Origin of the sequence: Paenibacillus sp. LjRoot153, assembly GCF_964253085.1 — a bacterium.
Classification (GTDB): domain Bacteria; phylum Bacillota; class Bacilli; order Paenibacillales; family NBRC-103111; genus Paenibacillus_E.
This window is the reverse complement of sequence record NZ_CAXUQH020000001.1, coordinates 5,103,023-5,118,672: the sequence shown is the minus strand read 5'-3', so window position 1 is coordinate 5,118,672 and position 15,650 is coordinate 5,103,023. Positions and strand designations below refer to the sequence as shown.

Sequence of the window (15,650 nt, the reverse complement as noted above, 5' to 3'; positions counted from 1 at the left end):
TAAGACATGGGATTGACATGGGGGACGGGCTATGATATTTTCCTATCGGAAATTAATTGTTCGCTTACAGTATATTTTGGTTTTTGTGGCGCTAACGGTCATTTTATATCAAGTTTTGCTAGCCGTATCCGGCTGGATTCAGCCTGTGAACAAGTACAAAGCGCCAACGGGCAAATCCGTTAAGGTATTCGGACAAAGCGAGCATGTTTCCTTTGACTCGAGTTCGATGAGTGAGCGATTGCGTTTGTTTTATTGGTACGGTGAGTAAATCGAAAAATAGAGGAATCTCTCTTGTCATCGTGGAATGCTATAGAATGGAAATTATAGCAAGTAAACGAGGGAGAGACTGACATAATGACGAGTGAGCTACAATCCTTCATCCAATTTCTGACGACTGAACGAGGACTTTCACGGAATACACTCGAATCCTACGAAAGGGATCTCCTTCAATTTGTTACTTATCTTGAGATGCAGGGTGTTACAAGCTGGAGAGACACAGGGAAAGTGCATCTTGGGAGTTATCTATCACAATTAAAATCGCTCGGACGAGCTTCTGCGACCTTATCACGAATACGCGTTTCATTACGCTCCTTTTTTCAATACATGGTGAAAGAACGGCTCCTTGATTCCGATCCTTCCGTTTTCATCGAGGTTCCTAAGTTGGAGAAGAGGATTCCTAAGATTCTAAGCATTCTCGAGGTTGAAAAGCTGCTTGAGGCGCCTCAATCTGAGCAGGTGAATGGTGCGCGGGATAAAGCCATGCTTGAATTGCTCTACGCTACAGGGATTCGTGTATCTGAACTCGTCGCTTTAAATATGGCCGATGTCAATTTAGAGATGGGCTTCATTCGGTGTATTGGCAAAGCAGAGAAGGAGCGGATGATACCGCTTAGCGGTATTGCCATTCGGATCGTTGATACCTATATTCAGCAGTATCGCATAAAACTGCTCAAAAGATCGGTAGACGAGGAAGCACTTTTCATCGGACACTTAGGTACTCGGATGACGAGACAAGGGTTCTGGAAAATTATGAAACGATATGCGTCGGAGACGAAAATTACGAACGAAATTACGCCTCATACGTTAAGACATTCCTTCGCTGCACATTTAATCGAAAACGGTGCTGATTTGCGATCTGTACAGGAAATGCTTGGACATTCGGACATTTCATCAACACAACTATATGTGCAAGTCACGAAGATCAAAATGAAGGATGTCTATAATCGAGCACACCCTAGAGCTCATTTATGATTGTGTAATAGAGAGACAGCGGCACTTCCAACCGGAATTGCTGCTGTTTTGCATTCACGGGTTGGAAGTGGGATAATGAAGGGTGGATATCATTACTATTAGGAATTGATTTGGAGGGACATCGGTGCGCTTTGAACGAATTAGTTTGATCGTATTAGATAGCGTAGGCATCGGAGAATTGCCGGATGCTGATCAGTTTGGCGACCTTGGAGCACATACACTTGGTCATATAGCAGAGAAAGTAAGCGGCTTCGCGCTGCCCCATTTGCAGCAAATGGGATTAGGAAATATCGCAGATATTCAGGGAATCCCTCCGGTATCGTCGCCAGAAGGTTATTATGGCAAAATGGCAGAGGTTTCCGTTGGCAAAGATACGATGACAGGTCACTGGGAATTGATGGGACTACGTATTTCTACACCATTTAAAGTATTCCCAGACGGTTTTCCTGAAGCCTTGATCTCGCAATTTGAGCAAGAGACAGGTCGGAAGGTGATTGGAAATAAACCGGCTTCGGGTACTGAGATTTTAGATGAGCTTGGCGAAGAGCAAATGAAAACGGGAGCATGGATTGTCTACACGTCAGCAGATAGTGTGTTCCAATTGGCTGCACATGAAGACATCATTCCGTTAGACGAGCTGTATCGCGCTTGCGAGATTGCCCGAAGATTAACCATGCAAGATGAATTTGCCGTCGGTCGTGTAATAGCAAGACCTTATCTTGGAACGCCAGGCGCGTTTAAACGAACACCCAACCGACACGATTATGCGGTCAAGCCACCAGAGGCTACCGTTATGAATCAACTGAAGGATGCGGGATGGGATGTCATTGCCATCGGCAAAATTAATGATATCTTTGATGGAGAAGGGGTCACGAAAGCGACCTCAACGAAAAGCAATTTGGATGGCATTCAGAAAACGATTGATGTGCTCGGAACCTCATTTAGGGGCCTAGCTTTTACCAATCTAGTCGATTTCGATTCCTTGTATGGTCATCGACGTGATCCTGAAGGCTACGGTAAGGCTTTAGAGGAATTTGATGCCTATGTACCACAGCTGAAAGGGACACTCGGGACGAAGGATCTGCTTATCTTGACCGCGGATCATGGGAACGACCCTGTGCATGCGGGGACGGATCATACACGCGAGTATGTACCCATTTTACTGTATAGCCCTAGTTTCCAATCGCCGGTTTCCTTGGGAATTCGGGGAACCTTTGCTGATTTGGGCGCTACGATCGCTGATAACTTTGGCGTAGAACCAACAAAGAATGGTGAGAGCTTTCTGCATCTATTGAAATAAAGTCGAGTTACATTAATTTGAGGAGGCATGATGACATGTCAAGTACATCCATGATTCAAGAAATTCAAGAAGCAGCAGCATTTATTAAAAAAGAAACAAATATTACGCCACAAATTGGTCTTATTCTCGGTTCAGGTCTTGGCGTTCTTGCGGATTTGATTGAGCAGCCCATTGTAATCGACTACTCCCGTATCCCGCATTTCCCAGTCTCAACCGTTGAAGGACATGCTGGAGAGCTAGTTGTAGGTTCCATCAAAGGAAAGCAAGTCCTCATGATGAAAGGGCGCTTTCATGCTTATGAAGGCTATGGCGCTGAAACGGTTTCTTTCCCTGTACGTGTAATGAAAGAGCTTGGTGTACAAACCTTGATCGTTACGAATGCTGCGGGCGGGATCAATGAATCCTATCAAGTTGGCGATCTCATGGTCATTAGCGATCATTTGAATATGACGTTCCGCAATCCATTAATTGGACCGAATGATTCAGCTTTAGGTGTTCGCTTTCCGGATATGTCAGAGGCTTACAGCAAGCGTCTACGTAAGTTGGCGCACGATGTTGCTGCTACGCAAGATTTTAAACTACAAGAAGGTGTGTATGTGGGGCTGCTTGGACCTAACTATGAAACACCTGCTGAAATTCGCATGTTCCGCACATTGGGTGGAGACTCGGTTGGGATGTCAACGGTTCCAGAGGTAATCGTCGCTCGTCATGCGGGCATCGAAGTATTGGGCTTCTCTTGTATTTCCAACATGGCATCGGGTATATTAGATCAACCGTTATCCCATGCAGAAGTGATGGAGACGACGGAGAAGGTTAAACCTAAATTTTTGAAGCTAGTCCTAGGTATTATTGAGGCGCTCTAAGCAGAAAAGGAGAACAACATGACATTGACTTACATTCAACAAATTAATGAGGCTGCAGACTTCATCCAATCGCGTTTAGGCGGCGTGTCACCATCAATTGGACTCGTTCTAGGTTCAGGACTAGGTGATATGGCGAATCAGGTTGAGCAGCCAATCGTTATCGAATATAGTGAGGTTCCACATTTTCCTGTATCAACGGTGGAGGGCCATGAAGGTCGCTTTGTGGTAGGTAACTTGGAAGGCAAGCAAGTTATCGTGATGCAAGGCCGTTTTCATTATTATGAAGGCTACGATATGAAAAAAGTGGTGTTCCCCGTTTACGTGATGAAAGCAATCGGGGTACAGACCGTTGTAATGACAAACGCGGCGGGAGGAATGAATCGCTCATTCCAAGCTGGTGATTTGATGTTGATTCGTGATCATATTAATATGACAGGGGATAACCCGCTGATTGGGCCGAACCATGGTGAACTTGGTGTTCGTTTCCCTGATATGTCAGAAGCCTATAATCGTGACTATCGCAGTCTTGCGCGTGAGTTGGCAACATCTGTTGTTGGAGAGGACGGCGTTCCACTCCAACTGCAAGAAGGCGTGTATGCAGGCATTACAGGTCCTACCTATTGCACGCCAGCAGAGTTGACGATGCTAGCACGTATCGGCGGCGATGCGATCGGTATGTCTACAGTAGGTGAAGTGATAGCTGCGCGTCATGCAGGGCTTAAAGTACTAGGTATTTCATGTATTACGGATATGGCTATTGGTGAGGAGCTTGAACCCTTGACGCATGAACAGGTTGTGGCAGTCGCGAATCGAACGAAGCCTAAATTTATTGCCTTAGTGAAAGCATTTGTTCGCGAAGTTCAATTGGGATAAATTGGATTGGGAAAAATCATGATTTTTTGTGGAATTGAGCATCTTAAGACCTATCCTTCGTATAGGGCACATGGTAGAATATAGTTAATTAGGACTATATTCGAAAGTAATCTGCCTAAGAGAGATTACCTATTCCATAGAAGGATGTGTTGGAGCATGTCAGTTCCTCAGCAACTCATGGTGGCCAATTGCCCGCGCTGCGGGAAAGTGTTTCAAAGAAATTTACGCAACCAATGCATGGATTGCAGCACGAGTATGAACGATCAATTAAAAGATTGTTTCGATTATCTGCGTAGAAATTACCGTTCATCCAATGAGCAGGTGTGTGCTGCTACAGGTGTTTCAAATATTCAATTACAAATTTGGATGAAAGAAGGCAAGTTACATCTTTCTGATTATCCTAATTTGAGTTATCAGTGTGCTTCCTGTGCGGAACCAATTCGTGAACATAAGCTGTGTGTAAGTTGCAGCACCCGCATCACTCGTGATATTAGAAAGCTTTCAGAGAGCGGAACTGTACAGCAGCGTATTAAGCAACTTGAATCGAAACCTCAAGGTAACGCGAGTGGCTTCAAAATTAGTGATCGTTGGAATCGCGTGTAATTTGCTCTAGAATGGGTAATAGTAAGATGGAGTTCAGTTCACAATTCTGTCACGAAATAGTCAAATTTTTGCCACGGACTAGATATGGGATTATTCTCTGATGTTAGGTAGAATAGATGAAGTGAACACACGATGAGGGGGATATGCATGCAAAAGTGGATTTTCTTTGTACTATTTATACTTGCGGGCGCATTGGGGCTGGGAGTCCTCTTTCAAGATATTTCTGATCGCCAAGAGGCACAGGAAGCCGAGGCTGCCGCTGGTAAAATGCAACAGCTGAAATTAGTTGCTTCAAACTGGCAGTTTGATACGCCAGAGTACACGATCAAAAAAGGTGAGCCTACGAAAGTATCTTTATCTTTAAAAGAAGGCGTACATGCGGTTGAAATTGTTGGGTTGGATATTAAACTCGACAAGGAAAATCCTTCGAAGGAAATTACCTTTGATAAACCAGGTACATATGAAATTGATTGTGTTCTTCCTTGCGGCGAAGGACATGCCAAAATGAAATCAAAACTAATTGTTCAATAATCTTCATAGATGACAGATAAGAGGGGGCTTATTAGCTCCCTTTTTTCATTTTCCTAATTGTGATGTAAGATGGTAGCTAAAGCGGATGCTTACGATGTCAGTTTTCTGGCGAAAACTTTAAGGAGGTAATATCATGAGAATGGTTGATTTAATACATAAGAAACGTGTTGGTGAAGCGTTAAGTGAACAGGAAATTACGTTTATCATCAATGAATATACCGCGGGGAGTATTCCTGATTATCAAATGTCCGCTTTCTTGATGGCGACCTTTCTAAACGGAATGACAGATGAAGAAACGTCGTTTCTTACTCTCGCGATGGCAGGATCCGGTGAAATGATTGATTTATCAGCGATTGCTGGTGTGAAAGTGGATAAACATTCGACGGGAGGCGTGGGGGATAAAGTAAGCCTCATCGTAGGTCCTGTTGTCGCATCGCTTGGAATACCTGTTGCTAAGATGTCAGGCAGAGGCTTAGGGCATACAGGTGGCACGTTAGATAAATTGGAGTCCATTCCGGGTTTTCAAATTGAGTTGTCGAAGGAAGCCTTCATCGAAGCGGTTAATACGAATAAAATTGCCATTGTCGGTCAGAGTGGCAATTTGGCTCCTGCGGATAAAAAAATCTATGCCTTGCGCGATGTGACGGCAACGGTGGATTCGATCCCATTGATCGCCAGCTCCATCATGAGTAAGAAAATTGCTTCTGGCGCTGAAGCGATTGTATTGGATGTGAAAATCGGCTCCGGAGCCTTTATGAAAACGGTCGAGGATGCAAGAGTACTTGCTCGTACAATGGTCGATATCGGAACACGACTTAATCGGAAAACAATTGCAATGATTACCGATATGGACCAACCGCTTGGCCGTGAAATCGGAAATGCGAACGAAATACGTGAATCCATCGAAGTGCTGCGCGGAACAGGTGACAAGGAGCTAACGGAAGTTGCGATTTCTGTTGCGGCTTATATGTCAGTCCTAGGAAAGGTTTTTAATACCTTTGAGGAGGCACAGGAGGCTGTTCGTGACATCATCACCAAGGGGAAGGCGTTAGATACGTTTAAACGCTTTATCGCCAGCCAAGGCGGTGACTCGCGTGTTGTTGATCAGCCTGAGCTATTGCCAACGGCCGCTTATCATATCGAGGTTAACTCACAACAAGCGGGCTTCATTAATGAGATTCAAGCGGAAACTATCGGAATCGCAGCGATGGTGCTTGGCGCGGGACGAGCGAAGAAGGAAGACTTGATTGATTATGCGGTAGGACTGACGTTAAATAAGAAAATAGGGGATGCCATTCAGATCGGGGAATCCATTTGTACCATCCATGCGAATCGACAAGATGTGACTGAGGTTGAAGCCATGATTCTCAATGCTTATAAGATCACGTCAACTCAGCCTGCACCTAAGCAATTAATTTATGATGTAATCGAATAGTAGATATAGTGAGCAAGCACTTTCCTAACGGAAGGTGCTTTTTTCGTTCTGGCTTATTTTCATCGCCATGGAATAATTTACAGGGAATTCGTCAACACTGATTAGCAGTCATTCATGCTGCAAAATGCCAAAACTTTCACTTCATACATCACAGGAGGGGTACAATTGCTATGCGAAAAAAAGGGCTAATCAGTTTTATTTGTTTTGGGCTAAGTATGATGCTGGTCCTGCCAGCAGTTTATGCGGCGGAAACCAAAGTACAGCCAGTGGATCTTACACCGAATGCGCTATCTGCGGTTCTCATGGATGCGGATACTGGCACGGTGATTGCGGAGAAAAATAAGGATGCCAAACTTCCGCCAGCAAGTATTACGAAAATCATGACCATGTTATTGATAATGGAAGCGGTCGACAAGGGCACCATCAAAATGGATGAAAAAGTCAGCGTTAGTGAATATGCGGCTTCCATGGGCGGCTCACAGATCTTTTTAGAGCCTGGCGAACAAATGTCTGTTCAAGAAATGCTGAAGGGCATCGCAATGGCTTCCGGAAATGATGCTTCTGTTGCTATGGCTGAGAAAATTGCGGGTTCGGAAGAGAATTTTGTTGCCATGATGAATGAGCGAGCAGGTCAACTCGGGATGAAGAACACCCATTTCTCTAACTGTAATGGACTTCCTGTGGCGAATCACTACACAACGGCAAATGATATTGCGATTATGTCGCGCGAGCTTCTGAAGCACGAAGAGATTACGAATTTTACTGGTGCCTACCAAGATTATTTACGCAAAGATTCACCTAAGCCTTTCTGGCTTGTAAATACAAATAAGTTAGTACGTTTTTATAGCGGAGCCGATGGATTGAAAACGGGCTATACCAGTGAAGCCAAATTCTGTTTGTCAGCTACTGCTAAACGAGATAATTTACGGGTTGTGGCTGTTGTACTTGGTGAACCTAATACCAAAACGCGTAACGCTGAAGTATCGAAGTTATTTGATTATGCTTTTGCGCAATATATGAACTACCCATTGTTCAAAACAGGTGATAGTTTGGGAAGTTTTACGATAAATAAAGGCCAAGTATCGACGGTACCGTTAGTTGCAAAGCAAAATTATAGCATTTTAATGAAAAAAGGGACTGACACGGCAAATATCCGACATGAATTGCAGCTTGATCCAAGCTTGAGAGCTCCTGTGAGCGAAGGTCAACCGATTGGTAAAATCATGGTCTACAATGGGGATAATGTCTTAGCAGAATACCCTTTAGAGTCTCCTCAAGCCGTTGATAAAGCCTCATGGTGGAAGCTGTTTAAGCGGACGACGTCAGAGTTATTTACCACGGATTAATGGCGGAAAACAGCGAATAGAAGATGCTACGATCGTATATTTTGCCTACTTTTAGCGGTTTTCTTCTAGTTTTGTCGGGGGGCAGGAAATGCCAACTCAGTTGTAGAAACTAGTGTTCATGACCTGAAGGGAGTGAACATATTGGGCATGCAAATTGAGTTTGAGCAAGGCAGAAGAGCGCTGATTGTTAGATTGAAGGGTGAACTTGACCATCATGCAGCGGATAGTGTAAAGGCGAGGATGGAGGATGCGATTGCGAAGGAGCAGACGCACCACCTCATTCTTAGCTTGAAGGACCTCTCCTTCATGGATAGCTCAGGTCTAGGCGTCATTCTTGGCCGTTATAAGCAAATCACGAGCAAAGGCGGTAAAATGGTCGTCTGTGACGTATCACCAGCCGTATATCGATTGTTCGAGCTTTCGGGGATGTTTAAGATCGTTTCGATTCAAGATAACGAACGTAATGCAATGTCCAGTTTGGAGGTTGCTTTATGAGTGAACGTAACTTTATGACCCTGCAATTTGCCAGCCGATCTGAGAATGAAGCTTTTGCTCGTGTGGCCGTGGCCGCATTCGTTTCGCAGTTAGATCCAACATTAGATGAGTTGACGGATATCAAAACGGTTGTTTCAGAAGCCGTAACGAATTCGATTATACATGGTTATAACAATAATAAGGATGGTGTCATTACCATTTCAGCTGAAATTGATGATGACACGATTCGTTTAACGATTGAGGATAAGGGTGAAGGTATTGCTGATTTAGAGCAAGCGAAGGAGCCCTTGTACACGTCTAAACCAGAGCTCGAACGTTCTGGGATGGGCTTTACAATTATGGAAAATTTCATGGACGAAGTGGAAGTTGTGACGGCCGTCGGAATCGGAACGAAAATAAACATGTTGAAGCGAATTGAATCTAAAAAAGCTTTATACAATTAGGGGTAGGATCTATGGATGTTGATCTGAAGCATGCTTCTCATAGTTATTTAGACGATTCGGAAGTCAAACGGTTAATCGCCCTCAGCCAATCCGGAGATGGACTCGCTAGAGAAACACTTGTCAGCTGCAATATCCGTTTGGTGTGGTCCGTGGTTCAGCGCTTTTTGAACCGTGGTTACGAAGCCGAAGACTTGTTCCAGATCGGGTGCATTGGACTGCTTAAGTCCGTGGACAAATTCGATCTATCGTATGATGTAAAATTCTCAACCTATGCAGTCCCGATGATAATCGGGGAAATCCAGCGGTTTCTGCGGGATGATGGCACATTAAAGGTAAGCCGCTCTCTGAAGGAGCTTGCGAACAAAATTCGCAAGACGAAGGATGAGCTTTCGAAGCGCTTGGGGAGGCTTCCTACGATCAAAGAGGTTGCCGAGGAGCTTATGATTACGCCGGAGGAGGTTGTATTCGCTCAAGAGGCGAATAAACCACTCTCGTCGATTCATGAGACCGTGTTCGAGAACGATGGAGACCCTATCACGCTTATGGACCAAATTTCGGATGAATCCGGAGAGAAATGGTTCGAGAAGCTAGCCTTGAATGAGGCGATTGGGACGCTCTCGGAGCGAGAAAGACTTATTGTTTATCTCCGCTATTTCCGTGATCAGACTCAGTCGGAGGTTGCAAGTAGACTAGGCATATCTCAGGTGCAGGTATCGCGCTTGGAGAAAAAGATTCTGCAATCGATCAAAGATCAAATTGCACAATAATTGTCCTATACTTCACCACGCTATGGAAAAAAACCGTGCTCCTTCTTGGAGGACGGTTTTTCAGCGTATATACGTATAGCCGCTAATTTCCCATGAGTAAATATCAGGGGTGATGAGCGGCTTGTTCCTTATACACCGAACTCTTTCCTAGCGTACCGAATAACGGTCAACAGCATAAAATCTGACGCAGTATATCCCGCATAAACCTACGAGGGAATATACGATACGACTTAACCCTGAAGATTCACGATGTGAATCTCCCCCAAGTAGAGCAGAAACTAAATCCCATTCGAAAAGCCCAACTAGAAGCCAATTCAGCGCACCAATGATGACTAGTGTTAACGCGAATTTTGCCATGTTATCACCTTCTTTATATGGAATAAGTAATCGTATTCCCTATTTAACATGCCTTGCCATATCCGACTTTATGCATGGAGAATTTACCAAATCTCGAATGGATTACGCAAAGGAAGGATTTTGCATACTATTTCTATACATGGATGACTGCAGGCAGAATTGACATTGTTAAGCTCTGAGAGGGGTGAACCATGGTTCAGATAGTTAGTAAATATTTATACATTCGTTTGCGCCGCAAAGCGCGCGTTCGCAAAGGTCAGATTGTGAGACTGCACCATATTGCACAGCTATTTGTGGAGCCTGAATATGAACAAGCTCTGAACGAATTGATTATTCATCAACCCCAGCAAGAGGATGGGAATCGCGTGCTCATTGACATGCTATTAATCATTCGTAAAGTGAAGAAACGGTTTCCCGAGCTGCAAGTTGAACATTTTGGAGAACCACACGTGCTGTTAGAGATATACACCGATAATAAGAAAGCAAATCCGCTTCTCATCGGGATCGTTTGGTTGCTTTTATTTATTGGCTCAGGGCTGGCGATCATGAATTTCCATGCAGACGTGTCCATGTTAGCCGTACATCAGCGTATTTATGAATTGATGACGGGTAAAAAGGTGGATCATCCGCTAATTTTGCAAATTCCCTATTCAATTGGTATCGGAGCAGGGATGGTACTTTTCTTTAACCATCTGTTTAAGAAGAAATTCAATGAAGAGCCGAGCCCATTGGAAGTTGAAATGTTTATGTATCAAGAAAATATTAATCATTATGTAATCACAGAAGAATACTCGAAAATCAATGAAGAAGGGGATTCGAAGTGATTACGCTGTTCGGGGAAGCTTTCCTAGCCGCTTTTATCGGATTAGCTGGGGGCATTGCAGTTGGGAGCGGCATGGTTGCCTTTCTAGTGGTCTTGGATATCATCCCTAGGTTAGCCCAAATCACGAAATCATTTTCGAAAATTCACGCTTATGAAGCAGCGGTTGTACTCGGCTCACTCATGTTTACTTGGGTGGATTTCAGTGATCTGCATATGCATTTATTCCCAATGGGTGCAGCATTATTTGGCCTATTTGCAGGTTGCTTTGTAGGCTTGCTAGCCGCAGCACTGACTGAAATCGTCAATGTGCTGCCGATTTTGGCTAAACGAGTAGGAATGGATTCCTATCGAATTGGGTTATTAATGGCCATGATTTTTGGTAAGGTTATTGGCTCCTTGTTTGAATGGTTAATTTATTAACGGGCGGAGGAAGGTGGCGCACCAATGAAATTTATAGTTAAAAATGGTCAACGTAGTGACGATGAGAACTTGCAAGAATTACAGGACGAAGAGAAACAAGGTAATCATGAACATAATCAAGAAGAAAAGTTAGCTGTCGATGAGGAAGGGAATTTATCGACCTATAATCCCATCACGAATATGACACCGAAAGAGAAAGCACTCAAGATCCAAGAGGATATTCCGAAAAGTCTTCGAGAAGTACAGCGCGTATTGGAAGAAAGGGTCGGTTTGAATCGGAGTTTTGATCTTGTGATGAGAGAGATGGTGTTTGGCGCTAAACGCGTTGGCATCTTTTACTGCAACGGGTTCGCGAAAGATACCGTGTTGACGGATATCATCACTCGACTGACCTATGCAGATAGTGAAGCGGTGGCCCACCATACTTTGGAAACGTTTATTGAGAAACTAATTCCGCATATTCAAGTGAAGCATTATACGAAAATGTCTGAGATTGTTGGACAAGTGTTAATGGGTGGGACCGCCTTCTTTATCGAGGGAGTAACGACAGCCATTGCGGTTGATGCGAAAAGCTTCCCTGTTAGATCTATTGCAGAACCAGATTTAGAACGTGTCGTTAGAGGTTCACGCGATGGTTTTGTAGAAACGCTGTTAGTGAATGTTACCCTGGTTCGACGCCGCATTCGTGATGAGCGTTTTAAACTAGAAATCATGCAAATTGGCAAACGGACGAAGACGGATGTCTGTATCGGATATATTAATGATATTGCGGATGCGGCACTTGTCCAAGATATTAAAGACAAGATGAAACAAGTAGAGATTGATGGTCTGCCCTTAGGTGAAAAGCAACTAGAGGAAATTATTGTAAATAAGGGTTGGAATCCATATCCCATGGTTCGCTATTCGGAGCGGCCGGACGTGGTCTCTGCACATCTACTAGAAGGTCATGTTTGTGTGTTTGTGGATACCTCTCCAAGCGTCATGATCTTGCCGACGACCTTTTTCCATCATGTGCAGCACGCTGAGGAATATCGCAATACACCTTTTATTGGCACCTATTTAAGGTGGGTCCGCTTCGCTGGCATTATGATGTCGATCTTTTTGCTGCCACTTTGGTATCTGATGGTGATGGAGCCTTCCTTAAAGCCAGCGGGTCTAGAATTTCTTGGCCCGCAGAAGGAAGGTACCTTACCGCTCCTCCTTCAATTCTTGATTGCGGATATAGGAATCGATCTGATGCGGATGGCAGCGGTACATACGCCTTCACCACTTGCAACTGCGATGGGATTGGTGGCAGCGATTTTGGTCGGAGACATTGCCGTTAAGACAGGACTCTTCATTAACGAAGTTATCCTATACCTTGCGCTGGCGTCGATCGGGATGTTCGCTACGCCAAGTTATGAATTAGGTTTAGCGAATCGAATCGTGCGGCTAGCGTTATTAATAATCGTTTCCATTTTTGGAGTTCCTGGGTTTGTGATTGGCTCCACATTATGGCTTATTATGCTGGCTGCGAAGAAATCCTATGATGCCCCCTATATGTGGCCGTTTATCCCGTTTAATGCCAAGAGCTTTTTCGCGATTTTGCTTCGTCGTCCAGTACTAGCAAGCAAAACAAGGCTTAGTATTACGAAACCAATTGATGGTACCCGTCAACCCAAATCATAGCGTAAAAATGGGCTGGAATCTTCCTGCCCTTTTTTGTTTGTTCTAGGCGCATGTATTGTCAAATACGCATTCACTATGGTACTTTTATTAGTATGTATGCGACCTCTTTAGCGGAATTTGGCATAGGGAAGGTTCAAGTAGAGAGGGGAAAATATAGCTATGTATTTACATGGTACCAGTAGAATAAATGACCAAGGCCACCTCGAAATTGGCGGTGTTGATACGACAAAGTTGGTTGCCGAATACGGCACGCCTCTCTATGTTTTTGACGAGACACTCGTACGTCAGCGTTGTCGTGAATTCGTTGAAGCTTTCGGGGCATCGGGGCTGAAGTTTCAAGTAGCCTATGCAAGTAAAGCGTTTTGCGTAATGGCCATGTGCCGAATTGTCGAGGAAGAAGACATGTCGTTGGACGTTGTATCGGATGGCGAACTGTACACAGCACTTCAAGCGGGATTCCCTGCTGAACGCATTCACTTCCATGGGAATAACAAAACCATTTCTGAGATAGAAATGGCCATTGATGCCAAAATTGGATGCTTCGTCGTGGATAACTTTATCGAATTGCAAATGTTAAATGCGATAGCAGCGGAAAAACGCCAAAAGGTGAAAATTTTACTGCGGATTACGCCAGGTGTGGAGGCGCATACGCATGAATATATATCGACAGGTCAAACAGATTCCAAATTCGGCTTCGATTTGGGGAATGGTTCTGCATTCCGTGCGATTCAGGAAGCTTCGCAGCTTTCCAATCTTGATCTTTTGGGTATACATTCGCATATTGGTTCACAAATTTTTGAAGTCGAAGGCTTCCGAATCGCGGCTGAGAAAATGGCCGAATTTGCCATTCATGTTCGGACTGAATTAGATGTCACGTTCAAAGTGATTAACCTAGGCGGTGGCTTCGGCATTCGTTACGTAAGTGAAGATACGCCACTTCCAGTCGCTGTATATGTGAAGGCAATTACAGATGCGATCAAAACGAATTTCGGCAGCAACGGTTATCCGCTTCCTGAAATTTGGGTTGAACCAGGCAGAAGCATCGTTGGCGATGCAGGGACTACGCTTTACACAGTCGGTACAACGAAGGATATTCCCGGCGTACGTAAGTATGTGGCTGTGGACGGCGGTATGACAGATAATCCGCGTCCTGCACTGTACGAAGCCGTATACGAAGCGGGCCTTGCGAATCGCGCTGCAGAGCTGCCAGCTGAAGTTGTTTCCATTGCCGGCAAATGCTGTGAAAGCGGCGATATGCTGATCTGGGATGTGAATCTGCCGAAGGTGGCAGCGGGTGATATTTTGGCGGTGTCGAGTACTGGAGCTTACAATTACTCGATGGCTAGCAACTATAACCGTATTCGCAGACCGGGTGTTGTTTTCGTCAAAGACGGTCAAAGTGACCTTGTCGTGAAACGTGAAACTTTTGATCAAATCGTAGGGAATGACGTAATTCCAGCGAGAATGAAACAAGTAAGCAAGACGGTATAATGGCATCATGAAAACAGCAGGAGGCCCCAGAGTTACGCAGGGTTCCTCCTGCTGTTTGTGTAATGCAGTCATTCATAGTAGAATAAGATATTATTTCCTAAAGGAGTGAACCACATAATGGCCAAACAAGCAAAAATTCAACTAGCAGGTGGCGGAGAGGTTGTTATCGATCTTTTTGAGAAAGATGCACCGAACACAGTCGCTAACTTTGAAAAACTAGCAAACTCTGGTTTCTACAACGGACTTGTTTTTCACCGCGTAATCCCAGGATTCGTAGCACAAGGTGGTTGCCCAACTGGAACAGGAACTGGTGGCCCTGGCTACCAAATCAACTGTGAAATCAACCCGAACAAACATGAGCGCGGCTCCCTAGCAATGGCGCATGCTGGTCGTAACACAGGCGGAAGCCAATTCTACATCGCTTACCAACCGCAACCACATTTGGATGGCGGACACACAGTGTTCGGTAAAGTATCCAAAGGTATGGAGCTTGTTGATGCATTCAAAGGCAAAGACAAAATGGAAAAAGTAGAAGTTGTAGAAGTATAATTGCTGTAATGCGAACTGCTCAGACTTAGGTCTGGGCAGTTTTTGTGTTTGTGCGTAATGCGAGGGGCTGATTAGCCAAATAGATGGATTTTCTGTAGTTAATTACTTGGATTACTAGATGAAAAATAAACTAGATGGATTTCCTGTAGTTAATTTCAGGCATTTTCAGCGAAATGAGAGAATGGAGGAGAATTAACTACATATTATCCATTTAAGTGAAAAATTTGATGGAATTCTTCAGGATTAGCTGTATATTTTTCAGGTAAATTGAGATATGTAGAAAGTGGACTCTGCACCTTAGACCGTTCGAAACCTCAAAACCCCAAAACCTTAGCTACTCAGCAAACCAACACCTCATCAACATCTCAACAACTTAGGACCATCTCAGTACTCCAGCAGCAAGCCATTTCCTCAGAACTTAGGGTTATTCAGCCC

Annotated in this window: 18 protein-coding genes; 17 read left to right on the top strand and 1 reads right to left on the bottom strand. The window is 44.3% G+C overall.

Annotation, left to right across the window (positions count from 1 at the left end):
• Positions 1-31: 31 nt before the first annotated feature.
• From ACSQ8P_RS22290 to sigF, 12 genes are all read left to right on the top strand, one after another.
• On the top strand, positions 32-268 hold the full coding sequence (locus ACSQ8P_RS22290; protein WP_436237177.1) for a DUF4227 family protein: 237 nt from the start codon (positions 32-34) through the stop codon (positions 266-268).
• An 86-nt stretch (positions 269-354) separates the two neighbouring features.
• Positions 355-1,251 carry a site-specific tyrosine recombinase XerD gene (xerD, locus tag ACSQ8P_RS22285; protein ID WP_436237176.1) on the top strand — a complete coding sequence of 299 codons (897 nt, stop codon included), beginning with the start codon at positions 355-357 and terminating at the stop codon, positions 1,249-1,251.
• A 124-nt stretch (positions 1,252-1,375) separates the two neighbouring features.
• Positions 1,376-2,551 (top strand): phosphopentomutase, encoded by a 1,176-nt coding sequence (gene deoB / locus ACSQ8P_RS22280; protein WP_436237175.1) that lies wholly within the window; start codon positions 1,376-1,378, stop codon positions 2,549-2,551.
• Between the two features lie 35 nt (positions 2,552-2,586).
• Positions 2,587-3,414, top strand: a complete 828-nt coding sequence (locus ACSQ8P_RS22275; RefSeq protein ID WP_436237174.1) for a purine-nucleoside phosphorylase — start codon at positions 2,587-2,589, stop codon at positions 3,412-3,414.
• Between the two features lie 18 nt (positions 3,415-3,432).
• A complete protein-coding gene (locus ACSQ8P_RS22270; protein ID WP_436237173.1) occupies positions 3,433-4,287 on the top strand; it encodes a purine-nucleoside phosphorylase in 855 nt (284 codons plus the stop codon).
• Between the two features lie 255 nt (positions 4,288-4,542).
• Positions 4,543-4,890 (top strand): hypothetical protein, encoded by a 348-nt coding sequence (locus ACSQ8P_RS22265; protein ID WP_436237172.1) that lies wholly within the window; start codon positions 4,543-4,545, stop codon positions 4,888-4,890.
• 147 nt (positions 4,891-5,037) lie between these two features.
• Positions 5,038-5,421 (top strand): cupredoxin domain-containing protein, encoded by a 384-nt coding sequence (locus tag ACSQ8P_RS22260; RefSeq protein ID WP_056614567.1) that lies wholly within the window; start codon positions 5,038-5,040, stop codon positions 5,419-5,421.
• Between the two features lie 133 nt (positions 5,422-5,554).
• Positions 5,555-6,856, top strand: coding sequence for a pyrimidine-nucleoside phosphorylase (locus ACSQ8P_RS22255; RefSeq protein WP_436237171.1), 1,302 nt, complete (start codon positions 5,555-5,557; stop codon positions 6,854-6,856).
• Between the two features lie 170 nt (positions 6,857-7,026).
• The gene (locus ACSQ8P_RS22250; protein WP_436237170.1) at positions 7,027-8,202 is read left to right on the top strand and encodes a D-alanyl-D-alanine carboxypeptidase family protein; all 1,176 of its coding nucleotides are present in this window, start codon (positions 7,027-7,029) and stop codon (positions 8,200-8,202) included.
• 141 nt (positions 8,203-8,343) lie between these two features.
• Positions 8,344-8,697 carry an anti-sigma F factor antagonist gene (gene spoIIAA / locus ACSQ8P_RS22245; RefSeq protein ID WP_082595419.1) on the top strand — a complete coding sequence of 118 codons (354 nt, stop codon included), beginning with the start codon at positions 8,344-8,346 and terminating at the stop codon, positions 8,695-8,697.
• A complete protein-coding gene (gene spoIIAB / locus ACSQ8P_RS22240) occupies positions 8,694-9,140 on the top strand; it encodes an anti-sigma F factor (RefSeq protein WP_057312135.1) in 447 nt (148 codons plus the stop codon). Before spoIIAA ends, spoIIAB begins: the two co-directional genes overlap by 4 nt.
• A gap of 11 nt (positions 9,141-9,151) precedes the next feature.
• Entirely contained in the window at positions 9,152-9,907 is a 756-nt protein-coding gene (gene sigF / locus ACSQ8P_RS22235) for an RNA polymerase sporulation sigma factor SigF (RefSeq protein WP_028554229.1), read from the top strand.
• A 147-nt stretch (positions 9,908-10,054) separates the two neighbouring features.
• On the opposite strand, the gene ACSQ8P_RS22230 is transcribed toward sigF, so the two are convergent.
• Positions 10,055-10,264, bottom strand: coding sequence for a DUF378 domain-containing protein (locus tag ACSQ8P_RS22230; RefSeq protein ID WP_082593381.1), 210 nt, complete (start codon positions 10,262-10,264; stop codon positions 10,055-10,057).
• Between the two features lie 191 nt (positions 10,265-10,455).
• Here ACSQ8P_RS22230 and ACSQ8P_RS22225 point away from each other — a divergent pair, with 191 nt between their 5' ends.
• The 5 genes from ACSQ8P_RS22225 (at position 10,456) to ACSQ8P_RS22205 (ending at position 15,215) form a co-directional block, all read left to right on the top strand.
• Positions 10,456-11,088: a stage V sporulation protein AA gene (locus ACSQ8P_RS22225; protein ID WP_436237169.1), complete on the top strand. Its 633-nt coding sequence runs from the start codon at positions 10,456-10,458 to the stop codon at positions 11,086-11,088.
• Positions 11,085-11,507 (top strand): stage V sporulation protein AB, encoded by a 423-nt coding sequence (locus ACSQ8P_RS22220; RefSeq protein WP_436237168.1) that lies wholly within the window; start codon positions 11,085-11,087, stop codon positions 11,505-11,507. The genes ACSQ8P_RS22225 and ACSQ8P_RS22220 overlap by 4 nt, the downstream gene beginning before the upstream one ends.
• A gap of 24 nt (positions 11,508-11,531) precedes the next feature.
• Positions 11,532-13,175: a spore germination protein gene (locus ACSQ8P_RS22215; protein ID WP_436237167.1), complete on the top strand. Its 1,644-nt coding sequence runs from the start codon at positions 11,532-11,534 to the stop codon at positions 13,173-13,175.
• A 159-nt stretch (positions 13,176-13,334) separates the two neighbouring features.
• Complete coding sequence (lysA, locus tag ACSQ8P_RS22210; protein ID WP_436237166.1) at positions 13,335-14,666, top strand: diaminopimelate decarboxylase; 1,332 nt, start codon at positions 13,335-13,337, stop codon at positions 14,664-14,666.
• Between the two features lie 117 nt (positions 14,667-14,783).
• Positions 14,784-15,215 (top strand): peptidylprolyl isomerase, encoded by a 432-nt coding sequence (locus ACSQ8P_RS22205; protein WP_056614545.1) that lies wholly within the window; start codon positions 14,784-14,786, stop codon positions 15,213-15,215.
• Positions 15,216-15,650: the final 435 nt, after the last annotated feature.

Bases quoted from the DNA above. Each gene is read 5' to 3' on its own strand.
- lysA (WP_436237166.1), top strand. From the start codon at position 13,335: ATGTATTTACATGGTACCAGTAGAATAAATGACCAAGGCCACCTCGAA.
- ACSQ8P_RS22230 (WP_082593381.1), bottom strand. From the start codon at position 10,264: ATGGCAAAATTCGCGTTAACACTAGTCATCATTGGTGCGCTGAATTGG.
- ACSQ8P_RS22255 (WP_436237171.1), top strand. From the start codon at position 5,555: ATGAGAATGGTTGATTTAATACATAAGAAACGTGTTGGTGAAGCGTTA.
- ACSQ8P_RS22290 (WP_436237177.1), top strand. From the start codon at position 32: ATGATATTTTCCTATCGGAAATTAATTGTTCGCTTACAGTATATTTTG.
- ACSQ8P_RS22225 (WP_436237169.1), top strand. From the start codon at position 10,456: ATGGTTCAGATAGTTAGTAAATATTTATACATTCGTTTGCGCCGCAAA.
- ACSQ8P_RS22215 (WP_436237167.1), top strand. From the start codon at position 11,532: ATGAAATTTATAGTTAAAAATGGTCAACGTAGTGACGATGAGAACTTG.
- ACSQ8P_RS22270 (WP_436237173.1), top strand. From the start codon at position 3,433: ATGACATTGACTTACATTCAACAAATTAATGAGGCTGCAGACTTCATC.
- xerD (WP_436237176.1), top strand. From the start codon at position 355: ATGACGAGTGAGCTACAATCCTTCATCCAATTTCTGACGACTGAACGA.
- ACSQ8P_RS22275 (WP_436237174.1), top strand. From the start codon at position 2,587: ATGTCAAGTACATCCATGATTCAAGAAATTCAAGAAGCAGCAGCATTT.
- ACSQ8P_RS22250 (WP_436237170.1), top strand. From the start codon at position 7,027: ATGCGAAAAAAAGGGCTAATCAGTTTTATTTGTTTTGGGCTAAGTATG.
- ACSQ8P_RS22205 (WP_056614545.1), top strand. From the start codon at position 14,784: ATGGCCAAACAAGCAAAAATTCAACTAGCAGGTGGCGGAGAGGTTGTT.
- ACSQ8P_RS22265 (WP_436237172.1), top strand. From the start codon at position 4,543: ATGAACGATCAATTAAAAGATTGTTTCGATTATCTGCGTAGAAATTAC.
- spoIIAB (WP_057312135.1), top strand. From the start codon at position 8,694: ATGAGTGAACGTAACTTTATGACCCTGCAATTTGCCAGCCGATCTGAG.
- ACSQ8P_RS22260 (WP_056614567.1), top strand. From the start codon at position 5,038: ATGCAAAAGTGGATTTTCTTTGTACTATTTATACTTGCGGGCGCATTG.
- sigF (WP_028554229.1), top strand. From the start codon at position 9,152: ATGGATGTTGATCTGAAGCATGCTTCTCATAGTTATTTAGACGATTCG.